Origin of the sequence: Bacillus sp. FSL W8-0102, from assembly GCF_038007225.1 — a bacterium.
Taxonomy (GTDB): Bacteria; Bacillota; Bacilli; order Bacillales; family DSM-4216; genus Bacillus_O; species Bacillus_O smithii.
Genome location: NZ_JBBOWT010000001.1, coordinates 1507878 through 1520192, shown reverse-complemented (window position 1 = coordinate 1520192; position 12315 = coordinate 1507878). Strand labels below are relative to the sequence as shown.

The 12315-nt window shown below is 39.8% G+C and carries 12 protein-coding genes and 1 pseudogene; 7 read left to right on the top strand and 6 right to left on the bottom strand.

Going from position 1 to position 12315, the window contains the following annotated elements:
* Positions 1–11 precede the first annotated feature (11 nt).
* Positions 12–1700 carry a formate--tetrahydrofolate ligase gene (locus N1I87_RS07400; protein ID WP_341101183.1) on the bottom strand — a complete coding sequence of 563 codons (1689 nt, stop codon included), beginning with the start codon at positions 1698–1700 and terminating at the stop codon, positions 12–14.
* A gap of 59 nt (positions 1701–1759) precedes the next feature.
* Positions 1760–2449 carry a class I SAM-dependent methyltransferase gene (locus N1I87_RS07395; protein WP_341101182.1) on the bottom strand — a complete coding sequence of 230 codons (690 nt, stop codon included), beginning with the start codon at positions 2447–2449 and terminating at the stop codon, positions 1760–1762.
* A gap of 120 nt (positions 2450–2569) precedes the next feature.
* Here N1I87_RS07395 and N1I87_RS07390 point away from each other — a divergent pair, with 120 nt between their 5' ends.
* The gene (locus N1I87_RS07390; RefSeq protein WP_327824216.1) at positions 2570–2788 is read left to right on the top strand and encodes a DUF3892 domain-containing protein; all 219 of its coding nucleotides are present in this window, start codon (positions 2570–2572) and stop codon (positions 2786–2788) included.
* An 85-nt stretch (positions 2789–2873) separates the two neighbouring features.
* Here the strand turns inward: N1I87_RS07390 and mntR are convergent, their stop codons facing one another.
* A complete protein-coding gene (gene mntR / locus N1I87_RS07385; RefSeq protein WP_048623526.1) occupies positions 2874–3299 on the bottom strand; it encodes a transcriptional regulator MntR in 426 nt (141 codons plus the stop codon).
* Between the two features lie 289 nt (positions 3300–3588).
* On the opposite strand from mntR, the gene cspD reads away from it, so the two are divergent.
* Positions 3589–3789 (top strand): cold-shock protein CspD, encoded by a 201-nt coding sequence (gene cspD / locus N1I87_RS07380; protein WP_003355070.1) that lies wholly within the window; start codon positions 3589–3591, stop codon positions 3787–3789.
* Positions 3790–4637: 848 nt separating this feature from the next.
* Here cspD and N1I87_RS07375 read toward each other — a convergent pair.
* The gene (locus N1I87_RS07375) at positions 4638–4811 is read right to left on the bottom strand and encodes a zinc-finger domain-containing protein (RefSeq protein ID WP_081473103.1); all 174 of its coding nucleotides are present in this window, start codon (positions 4809–4811) and stop codon (positions 4638–4640) included.
* 40 nt (positions 4812–4851) lie between these two features.
* Positions 4852–5505 carry a reverse transcriptase-like protein gene (locus N1I87_RS07370; RefSeq protein WP_270583556.1) on the bottom strand — a complete coding sequence of 218 codons (654 nt, stop codon included), beginning with the start codon at positions 5503–5505 and terminating at the stop codon, positions 4852–4854.
* Between the two features lie 469 nt (positions 5506–5974).
* On the opposite strand from N1I87_RS07370, the gene N1I87_RS07365 reads away from it, so the two are divergent.
* On the top strand, positions 5975–6874 hold the full coding sequence (locus N1I87_RS07365) for a DMT family transporter (RefSeq protein WP_341101180.1): 900 nt from the start codon (positions 5975–5977) through the stop codon (positions 6872–6874).
* Positions 6875–7094: 220 nt separating this feature from the next.
* Positions 7095–8544, top strand: a pseudogene (tnpC, locus tag N1I87_RS07360) (IS66 family transposase).
* A 155-nt stretch (positions 8545–8699) separates the two neighbouring features.
* Here the strand turns inward: tnpC and N1I87_RS07355 are convergent.
* On the bottom strand, positions 8700–9881 hold the full coding sequence (locus N1I87_RS07355) for an IS701 family transposase (RefSeq protein WP_003353085.1): 1182 nt from the start codon (positions 9879–9881) through the stop codon (positions 8700–8702).
* A 215-nt stretch (positions 9882–10096) separates the two neighbouring features.
* On the opposite strand from N1I87_RS07355, the gene N1I87_RS07350 reads away from it, so the two are divergent.
* From N1I87_RS07350 to N1I87_RS07340, 3 genes are all read left to right on the top strand, one after another.
* Positions 10097–10585, top strand: coding sequence for a hypothetical protein (locus N1I87_RS07350; RefSeq protein WP_341101179.1), 489 nt, complete (start codon positions 10097–10099; stop codon positions 10583–10585).
* A 73-nt stretch (positions 10586–10658) separates the two neighbouring features.
* Positions 10659–11552 (top strand): ABC transporter ATP-binding protein, encoded by an 894-nt coding sequence (locus N1I87_RS07345; RefSeq protein WP_341101178.1) that lies wholly within the window; start codon positions 10659–10661, stop codon positions 11550–11552.
* Between the two features lie 12 nt (positions 11553–11564).
* Positions 11565–12302: a hypothetical protein gene (locus N1I87_RS07340; RefSeq protein ID WP_199426585.1), complete on the top strand. Its 738-nt coding sequence runs from the start codon at positions 11565–11567 to the stop codon at positions 12300–12302.
* Positions 12303–12315 lie beyond the last annotated feature (13 nt).

The window sequence follows — 12315 nt, the reverse complement described above, 5'->3', positions numbered from 1 at the left end:
GGCTCTTTCTGTTAAAATAAACCGATCGCTCTTCCTTGTTCATCGACATCCATTTGATTAGCAGCAGGATGTTTGGGAAGGCCGGGCATGGTCAACAGGTCTCCTGTCAGCGCGACGATAAAGCCAGCACCTAATTTTGGCAGCAGCTCCCGTACGTGGATGACAAAATCTCTTGGACGACCTAATTTTTCAGGATCATCCGATAAAGAGTATTGAGTTTTAGCCATGCAAATCGGCAAACCACTCCAACCATTCTCTTCAAACTCTTTCAATTGTTTGCGAGCTTTTGCCGAAAACTCAACCCCTTTTCCGCCATAAATCGATTGAACAATGGCCAAGATTTTTTCTTCCAAGCTTTGTTCAAGGGAGTACAGAGGACGGAAAGAATGATTGGACTGCTCGATCACTTTTAACACTTTTTCCGCCAAATCCAAGCCTCCTTTTCCGCCTTTTTCCCACACTTCCGTTAAGGCCACAGGGATTTGTTTTTCGGCACACCATTGAAAAAGTTCATTGATTTCGTTTTCCGTATCCGTTATAAACCGATTCACCGCTACGACAAGAGGCAGGTCAAATTGCTGGATGGATTCAATATGTTTTTGCAAATTCGCGATGCCTTTTCTTAAAGCGGACAGGTTTTCTTGATTTAATTCGCTTTTTCCTTGTCCGCCGTGCATTTTCAAGGCACGGATTGTCGCGACAATCACGACGGCATCCGGTTGAAATCCGGCAGCGCGCGTTTTGATATTGAGAAATTTTTCAGCTCCTAAATCAGCACCAAATCCTGCTTCTGTCACGACCACGTCCGCAAGTTTCAACGCAGCTTTTGTGGCCATTACACTATTGCAGCCGTGGGCAATATTGGCGAAAGGACCGCCATGAACCAGCGCAGGTGTATGCTCGATCGTTTGGACTAAGTTCGGCTTCAGAGCATCTTTTAACAATAGGGTAAGGGCCCCTTCAGCCCCAAGATCGCCAGCGGTTACGGGCTCTTTATCGTAATTGTAGGCGACTACCATTTGCGACAGCCTTCTTTTTAAATCCTGTAAATCGGTCGCGAGACAAAGGACCGCCATGATTTCAGAAGCAACGGTAATGTCAAAGCCATCTTCGCGCGGCACTCCCTGTGAAGGACCGCCTAATCCAACCACGATTTTTCTTAGCGCACGGTCGTTCAAATCCAATGATCGTTTCCAAACAATCCGTCTTGGGTCGATTCTCAACTCATTTCCTTGATGAATATGATTATCTAATAGAGCGGCCAAGGCATTATTCGCTGTCGTAATGGCATGGATGTCCCCGGTAAAATGCAAGTTAATATCTTCCATTGGCATGACTTGGGCATATCCCCCGCCTGCCGCTCCACCTTTTATTCCCATCGTCGGACCTAGCGAAGGTTCCCTCAACGCAATCATCGTTTTCTTGCCTAATTGCGAGAGAGCGTCTCCTAAGCCAACAGTGACCGTCGATTTCCCTTCACCCGCAGGAGTCGGATTAATGGAAGTAACGAGAATTAGTTTTCCGTTTGGTTTTGTATTCAATCGTTTTAACGTTTCATAGGACAACTTCGCTTTATATTTCCCATAAAATTCTAAATCTTCTTCTTCCAAATCAATCGATTTCGCGACTTCTTTTATCGGCTTGAGCTCCGCCTCTTGGGCGATCTCGATATCGGTCTTTACTTTCGTATGTATACCCATTTTTCTTTCCCCCATTGTGAATGAAAGTCTGTCATTTCAAAGGCCTTTGGCAAAGGTGCTCAATTCACTTTCTGCAGCAAAAAGACAGTCATAAAAGAAATCGCCTGTTTTAATGGGTCTGGGAGAGTGGATAATACGGCTCTGTCCGTTTCCCTTTTCGGAACATGGAGTTCCTTTAATGTTATAAAACCATGCTCAGATGCTAATTTGCTAAATTCCCATGGCATCATTGTATTCATCATCACTTTTTCCCCCAACAATCTGGGGTATGCATTTTCCCTCGGACCGGCGGTTGGGCCCAAAATCCCTATACAGGCGATTCCTTTCGGTATTAAAATCCTTCCTATTTCACGTATTACGTCCAAAGGAGACTCCGTCCATTCAATAGAATTGATCGCCAGCACCCCGTCCTGTGAGTGATCGGGAATCGGCACATTTGAAAGATCTCCAACTAAAAATCGGACGTTTGGATGCTGATAAGACTTTGCGATGCTGATCATTTGTTCAGAAAGATCAATACCCGTCACCAGATAACCGGCTTCAGCCAATTTTAATGCGGCATAACCGTCGCCACACCCTAAATCGCAAATCTTTTTTCCAATTGGCAAAGCGCTTTGTAAAAATGGCAATATTTCTTTTCGGCTGCCTTTTTCCCACATATTCTTACTTCTAGCATGCCAATTTTGCGCATTCTGATTCCATCGATCCTTCGCATAGTCCGTCCACTCGTTTGATTTCAAAAGAACCACCGCCTGTTTTTACTATAATCATAATCGAACGGTGTATTCGAAACAATAAAAATTTATTAGTAAAAATCAGTTTCCAAGGACATGATAGACAATAGATTCTACAATGAAAGAGGGGTAACAATGGAATATATTGTTGCTGTCCAAAGAAACTCTTCAGGAGACATCGTTAGTGTTCAAACCTCCAAAGGAAGGATCATTTCCTACCAAAAAGCCTTGTTGGAAGCAGAAGCTGGGATGTTGGGCGGCACCGAAATCCAATGGAACAAAGATGGCAACCGAATTTTATTGAATAAAATGTCCGAGGACATCTACTTTTCTGATTTCCCTTCTATTTATTAAAGGACGGTTTTTCCTAATTTTTCTTATGTTGAAACCGATAGGTGCTGTATAAAAAAACTTCCCGGGTCCATACTCAGGAAGCGCTTTACATTTCTTCTTCATTTTTCATCTGAATCATGCGAAGCGATTCAATCCGTTCGGGAGTTTCTTCAAAAAATTGCAGCAAATCGGCAATGCGGTTAATGGAGTCCCAACTCAAATGGTGCTCAATTCCTTCCACATCGTTATAAATATTCTCTTCTTTTACACCAATCGTTCTTAAAAACGATTCCAACAGATCATGACGATCGACAAGCCTCTTCCCGATTTTTTTCCCTTTTGGAGTAAGGACAAGACCTCGATATTTCTCATATACCAAATATTCATCTTTATCTAACTTCTGAACCATTTTGGTCACAGAAGATGGGTGCACAGACAAAGCTTCGGCGATATCCGAAACCCTTGCATACCCTTTATTTTCAATTAACAAGTAAATTTGTTCTATGTAATCCTCCATGCTCGGCGTTGGCATGTTCTACCTCCAATTCTTCCGATAAGGAAAGTGTACTACCAATTGAATATTATCATAAGAATGAACAAAAATAAAAATATATCATTGAATTCTTTCTTTGAGAAGAGAAATTTTTCTAAAAGGCCTGTTCTTATCTTGACTTCTCTCTTCTTATGTTGTATATTGGTGTTATCAATTAACAGAATATGTTCCGCCTTTCAAACTATAGGAAGCCGTGAAGTATTTTGTTATTTGATAAATATTTTGATTGAGCACGATGTGCTTGGAAAGTTTAGGAGGATTTAATAATATGCAAAACGGTAAAGTAAAATGGTTTAACAATGAAAAAGGCTATGGGTTTATTGAAGTTGAAGGCGGAGACGACGTATTCGTTCATTTCACAGCTATTCAAGGTGACGGTTACAAATCACTTGAAGAAGGTCAAGCAGTTTCTTTCGAAATCGTTGAAGGTAACCGCGGACCACAAGCTGCTAATGTTGTAAAACTTTAATTTCGCGATTTTGGTTTCTTTTTGACCATTGTGAATATGAAAAGCTGGCGGTTTTCCGCCAGCTTTTTTTGATGTGCGCCCGGCATGTACATGAACTATAGGGTGTAAGTCCCGAACCCCGAAGACAGAAGTAGAGGTTAGCTCAACGAAAGGGTGTCCGTGGTGACGCGGAATCTGAAGGAAGCTGGAGGCAAAACACCGGTCCGAGGAACACGAACCTCATATAAGGCTAGGTATGATTGAGTGAGTTTGCATAACAAAACAAAGCTCTTTCTGTCGAAGGTCATATCGAGTAAATGAGGCGGATAGATGGTGTGAAAGTGCATGTACTTACCCGGGGAGGTCTGGCGGATATGTGAAGTACTCTTCATAACCTACTTAGTGATAAGTAGCTGAACCGTCAGAAGTCAGCAGAGGTCATAGTATTAGTTGGTCTAGAACAACTAAGAAGGACCGAACAATTAAGAGAGAATAGCCCTTGGTATTCAGTGAGTCATGATGAACACAGAAAACGTAGTACCTCACTTGAGGGAGGAAGCGGTGAATCCCGTGGGAGACCTCTTGGAGGGTGGAGTGACCACTGGCATAAAGAGAACAGCTATTCACGGAAGTTATAAAAACTTGCGTCAATGATCTTAATTGAACCGCCGTATACGGAACCGTACGTACGGTGGTGTGAGAGGACGGGAGTTAATCGCTCCCTCCTACTCGATTCTTGAAAGAATGAATGAAACATCTTCAAGATTGCGATTCGATTACTGCGATTTACTGATGAACGGATTCAACATGGAAAAACAGAAACGAAATTCTTCGCATGCGGACAGCTCCTCAACATCTTTCTCTCCATCTTAAAGTCGCCGTCCGTATTCTTTTAGTTTTTCTCCTACTGTACATTCACGAATACAAAATCGGTGAGCCCTTGTTTTCCCATATTCTTTTCGCAACGTGGATTTCACTAAACATCCTCGACAATATGTTTGTAGTAATTCATCCACCTCTTCCAACAACTGTTTCCTATCCAATTGAGTCAACACCCTTCGTACTGAACGATTCTATTTATCATCATAATTTCGAATGACTGTTTATTGTAATTCCTTTCAGCGCTTGGCTCGCTAATTTGTCCGCTTCTTTATTTTGCTTTCTATCCACCTCTTTGTAAAGAGGCTTTATTTGCAGTTCGTTGATTTTCGCTTCAATCCTGTCCAGCCATTTATTTAGATTTTCTTCAAAGCATGGCCACTCCCCGGACAACTGTTTTAATACCCCTAATGAATCGCCGGAAATGGTGCATACCGTATTTTTGACCCCTAGTTCTTCCAGCATTTGCATGGCTTGATATAAAGCTGCATATTCCGCTTCATTATTGGATTCTAGTTCATCTAGCTTATGGTTGGCTCTTATCCTGTAGGGCACCCCACTTTTTGTGTAATAAATAACGATACCAGTGCCTGCTGTAAATGTGGTACGGTCAAATCCTCCGTCAAAATACACCGTGATATCAACCGGCTCTTCCTCCAGCTTTTCGTTTAATTTTATATATTCTTTTTTGGACCACTGATTTTGCAACTCGTCGATGACAACTACTTGCTTCAATCTTCCGGTTTTTTCTAAATCTTGGATCAGCGGCAGAACTTTTTCTTTCTCCATCCAGTCTGATTCAAACCATATTTCCTGGATTTTCTTTTGGCTGTATAGCCATTTTATTTTCATTTTCATCTTGTTCACCTGTTCCTATCTTTTCGCAAGTTCATTTGTTTAGTACAATAATTTTTATGAACATTTTATAAAGTGAAACTTCCATAAGCGGGGGTTTTTCATCCCCGCTTATGGTTAGTTGAACTTATCGAGCATTAGGGACATTAGCCCCCAATAATACTTACATAATTATATATTTTCCTTTAGTTCGAAAATTTTTCAAGTGCCTTTACGTTTTGATTATGATTGCCGTAATGACTATCGGAAACAACAGTCCATCATCCAAATAACATGTTAATTTTACGATCCAAATTTCCATTTGTTTTATTTTATGTCTGTTTCGATTTCTTAGCATTCATACTCGCATTGGAAAATTAAAAAAATGGCGTTCGGTTCTGCTAATTTTACAAGGATTGTGTTCTTGGGGAATGATTACACCACTTTCGAGAATTTTTGCATTGGATTCCTCTTCATGAAAGGAGACAGTATGATGAAATGGCTTTCTGATATTTCATTATTCATAGTTGCGCTTGTATGGGGCTCAACATTTGTGATGATTCAAAACGCAATTGACTTTTTGCCGCCGCTCTTCTTTAACGGCGTAAGGTTTGGTTTGGCCGGGCTTGTCATGTTTCTCATTGTCGTGCTTCGAAAAGATCAAAAAACCTTTTCTTTCAATGCGATCGGCTATGGAAGTGTACTTGGATTATGCTTGTTTATTGGATATGCTTTCCAAACGGTCGGGCTATTGTACACCACTGTTGCCAAATCGAGTTTTATCACTGGATTGTATGTTGTTTTTGTTCAGTTTTTGGCTTTCGTTCTTTTGAAAATAAAACCTTCTTTTTCTGCCATCGTAGGCTCGTTTACAGCGGCTTTAGGTCTTTATTTACTTACTTCGGCAGGTGATGGAGGTAGCTGGAATAAAGGGGATGTTCTCAGTTTATTTTGCGCCATTGCGTTCGCATTTCATATCGTATTGACAGGAAAATTTACCCATAAAGCTTCCGTGCTGATGTTAACGACCGTCCAATTTTTCACCGTATCCATTCTTAGTTTCATTGGATCCTTCCTGTTGGAGAATTGGCAAACAGCTTTTCAACTTTCTGTTCTTATAAAACCTTCTGTTTTTTATCCGTTACTGATGACTTCCTTGTTGGCAACGGACGCTGCTTTTTTTATTCAAACATACGCCCAAAAATATACGTCCCCGCCAAAGGTGGCTTTCATCTTGTCAATGGAACCTGTATTTGGAGTCCTGACCGCCTATTTTTGGATCGGTGAACGGCTGTCATGGTCAGGAGTGACCGGTTCTTTATTGATTTTTCTAAGTATGGTGATATCAGAAGTGCCTATTTTTCAGTATTTTTTCCGGAAAAAGGCCGGTTAAATAAACCAAAAGAAAGAAGCTAATCTTTGGCAATCACTTAATCCAATCGGAAAGCAATCATTTTCTTAGACTTCTAGAAATGAATAGAGAAAAGAACTTTCACGAAACTGTTGAAAAGGAAAAACAGTCGTAACTATTCAGCCACATCATAAAGTGAGCTGAATATTTTCTTCTTTCCTTGTCTATGATGTGAATACTGATAGACAAGGAGGTGAATCGCATGTTGACGGTACAACAAGCTGTATTTACAGTTGAGAGCTTAATCGGCAAAGTTCAACAACAAAAACAGCTCATTCATCAACTCGTTCAAGAAAATGAACATTTGCGTCATGAAAACAAACAACTACGCAAAGAAAATGAACAACTCAAGTATCGCGTTCAAGAGCTGGAAGCACGCACGAAAAAAAACAGCTCCAATAGCCATTTGCCCCCATCTTCTGACCGTTTTGCCCACACACGTTCTTCTCGTCAACCATCTAGCAACAAGCCAGGCGGACAAGAAGGACATCAAGGAACGACGCTCCATCAAGTGGAACATCCACATCATCGCATCGTCCACCGTGTGCATACGTGTCAAGGATGTGGGGCTTCTTTGCGTGAAGTCAAACCGTTCAAAGTCGATATCCGTCAAGTGTTTGATGTCCCTCCTGTGCCGATCGAGGTGACACAGCATGAACGTGAAGTGAAATCGTGTCCACATTGCCGATGTGTTCAACAAGCCGAATTCCCATCCCATGTCACGAATCATGTGCAATACGGTCCACGGCTCACGGCGCTCGTTGTTTATTTGCATCATATCCAATTGATCCCGTACAAGCGTTTAAGTGATACAATCGAAGCGTTATATCAACACTCAATCAGTACAGGAACTCTTGCCAATATGGTGAAACGAGGACGTGAAGCGCTGGAATCAAATATGGACATCATCGAAGACGCCTTACTTGAATCCAACATCCTGCATGTCGATGAAACGAGTTTGCGCATCAAGGGGAAACTCGCATGGGTGCATGTCGCGTGCACATCGAAATATACGTACTTGGGCTCCTCACGTTTCTCGTGGAAAGAAAGCGACCGATGACATCGGGATTCTTCCGCGATATCAAGGGACGATGATGCACGATGGATTCGGTACGTATCCAAAATACACGCAAGCCACCCATGCCCTTTGTCACGCCCATCATTTGCGTGAGTTAAAAGGCTTCATCGAACAAGGGCATACATGGGCATCGCGCATGACGACGTTTCTGTTAGCCGCCAAACAGGCTGTCGAAGCTCATCACGGTGCGCTTTCCGAAGAAGAAGCGAAACGATGGGAACGAGTGTATGATCGCATCCTAGAAAGAGCACAACACCGATTGGAAACGGCGACGCCTCTTCCGAAAAAAGCACTCGCTTTTGTTCGACGCCTTCAAAAACGAAAGGAAGAAGCGTTGCGTTTCTTACGTGAAGTGCATGTTCCCTTTGACAACAACCAAGCCGAACGCGATCTTCGCATGGTTAAAGTCAAAGAGAACATTTCGGGTACATTTCGCGAAGAAACATTCGCCCAGTCTTTTTGTATCACAAGAAGCATCATTTCCACACTGACGAAACACGAAAAAAACGTGTGGGATTCGTTATGTCTTCTGTTGACAGGCGAAACGCTCGATCGTGTTCTTTCTACCACTTAGGGCATTTTCTATCACGGAGATGCCCTATTTGTGTTGCGCTTTTTTACATACTACTATCGGGGTGAATAGTTACAAATAATTTATTTACATAACTGTAGATGAGCATTTTTATTAACAATGATTACCATACGAAAAAGAGACAAACGGGGTACCCCTTATGCCACGTGGAGCTGTTTTTTCACGGCATCAATGGGAATATTTTGTTTTGCTGCACGATAAATGAACTCCACGAGGCTATGTCCTTTTCTCTTGCGCAGGAGATCGAGCCCATCCGAAACATCACTGTTCGACTCGAACATGCTGTACACATACGCAAGTTGCACCAAGATCCAATACCGTTTCACCGCCCGACGCCCGCGAACGCGGTATCCATCGAGTTTCAGCTGGTCTTTCGCTTGACGGAAAAAACATTCGATCGACCAACGCTCGGCATAGTAGCACAAGATGTCTTCATCGCTTAGCTCGCGATCGGTGCTCAAGACGCAATGAAGATGTTTCGGTGTCATCGGCTGATCGGCTTTCCATGCGAGCAGCACCACGGCATCCTTGAGACCGTTCAGAGCACCTTCGTAGCGATACACCCGATAACGCTCTTTTCCCACCGTGACGAGGCGGGTATCCCGTGGCTCCATAGATTTGGCAAATTCCTTTGCTTGAATGGCCGTCCCTTTTGGATAGAGAATCCGATTCGTCTTGAGCATCGCGATGACGTGGAACCCTTTTTTCAAGCAGGCTCCCACGAGGGTTTTCGATGGATACCAAGAGTCCATGAGCACATAAACGGGTCGACTCACATCCAACGAAGAAAGCATCTCGATCGCGAGTTCCCCTTTGCTTTTCCCCGCCGTCTTGTCGTAGAGGCGAAAGGCAAAAGGAAACGCTTGGGTCATCGTATGAACCATGAGCCAAACGAGAGAATGTCCCCAGATCGACTTTTTCTCTGCGTGAGAATAGTGCCAATCACACCCTTGAATGGCGTGTGTTGCCCGTGACGAGGGCTTCGTTTTTTGGCAAATCGTATCATCGATCGAAACAAAAATGGGTTGATTCTCTCGTTTCGAGCTGCGTTCGACACGATGAAGCACCCACTGCTGGAGTTTGCGAAGCAACGTCTCTTCTTCCCATGGGCTTTTCGTGAAAAAATGGCTGAGTGTCGTGCGATGGTTCGGATGAAAACTCCCGTGATGTAGATCGGTCAGTGTTCCCGAAAAGCCCTTTGTAATCATCGCATCCACGATATGAACGAGATGCTTCATGACAGGTTTTGAGAAATAAAGTGCCAACCCCAACATCGTCAAAAACTTGTGGATTCCTAGGTGATGTGCTAATCTATTCATGAGACATGAACCCCCTTGTGAGTAGTTGTGGCACATCTATTCTAACCAAGGAATCGGGTTCATGTCTTCTTTTTTGTTTGGTTGTAAATTTATGTTAGCGAATTTGCTCATCTACAGTACATAAAATAGATTTTATTGGTATTATATCAGGAGGGGAGGTCCCCTTCTCTTTTAGGAGCTTGTTACATAATTCTGGTAAAAGGGAGTGGTGTATGGTGAAAAAATTACTAATTTTATCTTTGAGTTTAGTAGTACTTTTGGGTATTTCATTATTTTCGGTTTCTAATATGGCTGAAGCAGCTGGCTCAAAAACATTCACAGTTGAGCAAGGAGGGAAATGGAAGGTAAGAATTGATTTTCCTACCAGTACCAATCCTAAATATCATGTTCATGTTTATGATCCTAAAGGAAACCAAGTAGGAGTGGAAAATTTAGATGGTACACCAAGTCACGGAAAAACTTTAAGTAAGGTTCCAAATAAAGTGAAAACAAAAATTAAAGAACATCCCGAATATAAAAAATATAAAAAGAAGCAGGAAGAATTAAATGAGGCTGCTAAAAAAATTAAAGCAAAAAAACTTAACTTGTGGAAAACAGCAGATATAATTATAGCTATAGGAATTGTTGTTGCCGCTACAGCGACTTTCTTTTTCCCAGGAGATGATATTGCTGCTTGGGGAAACTTTTTAAGAGCCCTTACCTAGTTAAATTTATTATAAGAATTACAAGCTCCTAAAAGAGATTTGTTATCATGAGTAGTAGAAAGGAAGAACTTTAGTGTCTATTTTTATTAAAAATCTTAGTAAAAGCTTTGGAGATTTACCAGTGTTAAAAGATATAACTCTTACATTAGAAAATAGCAGCATTACATCTATTGTGGGGCCTAATGGATCTGGTAAAACAACTTTATTAAAATGTATAGGTACTTTATTAACTGCTGATGGCGGAGAAATTGAGTATAAAGGCATAGATAAAAAAAACATCAGGAAAAATATATCATTTGTGTTAGATGGAAGCAAAAGTTTGTATAATAATTTAACGGTATGGGAGAATATAAGGTACTTTTTAGAAATAAAAAGAACAAATTTCATTCTAAAACAAAAAGAAGTGAATTATTATTTAGAGTTGTTTGATTTAATAAACAAAAAGAAAACCTTAGTTTCTAATCTATCAACCGGAATGAGACAAAAAGTTTCGATTATTATTGCCCTTGTTCAGGATTCAAAAATACTTTTGCTCGATGAACCTAGTTTAGGATTAGATTTTGAGTCTGTTAATATGCTAAAAACAGCTTTGAAAAAGATGAAAGATGAGAAGATAATTATAATTACTTCTCATGATATAAGTTTAATTGAAGACATATCAGATTATATTGTAGTACTTGATAAGGGGATTTTAAAATACAAGGGAGAAATGAAGGAATTTAAGAGTATTACAAAAAATATTAAGATTTCAATTGAGTTGGATCGTTCTCCTTCAGATGATTTTAAAATCAAATTAATGAACTACTCAAATCATTTAGAATGTGAAAATAATTTTATAAAGGGGATTGTTTCCATAAACACTTTAAATGACTTATTAGAGGAAATAGCACTTTCTAAATATAAAATTAAAAACCTAGAAACTAATGCAACATTTGAGGACAATTTTTGCAGTATTTTAAATTCCTGAGGTGTATACCGAATGTTAAATTTAATAAAAATAAATATCTTAAAAGAGATTTGGGAATTAAAAAACAATAAAGGAAAAATATTTTTAAGTTTATTTATTAACTCCATTGTTTTTATCTATTTGTATAGGACATTAATGGATAATAGTGATTTTTTAGGTATAAATTTTCAACACCTATTTATTTTTTATTTACTGTTTGTTATTTTAATTTCTTCTTTTTCATTTACAAGTAATATTGTTTATCTTGAAGCTAACAATGGTACAATAAATCATTTTTTATTATCTCATAATAAATTAGTAACGTTTGTGATAATTAGATCTTTAATTCATTGCTTCAAAACAACTGCTACAGTATTTATAATGCTTGTTTTTATAGTAATTTTATTGAAGATTAACATAAATTTAGCATCTTTAATTGGAGTTACTTTTACTGGACTTATTGGTTTGTATGGCATAGGAATAGCTTTTTCAAGTCTATCTCTTGTATTTAAAGATATTAAAGCAATAATAAGTTTATTTAAGGTTGGATTTATTTATTTATTGTTTAAACAAAATGAAAACATTTTTATTCCTTTTTCATATGCGAAAGGATTAATTTGGGATATAATCTTAAATGAATATAAAATATCGGATTTTCCTATTAGTTCATTAAGTATAGTTCTTTTAAATTCTTTGGTATACTTTATAATCGGATTAATTATGTTTAATTACTTTGAAAAGATAGCAATGAAAAAGGGAATTCAAAGTTAAAGAGGTGATATTA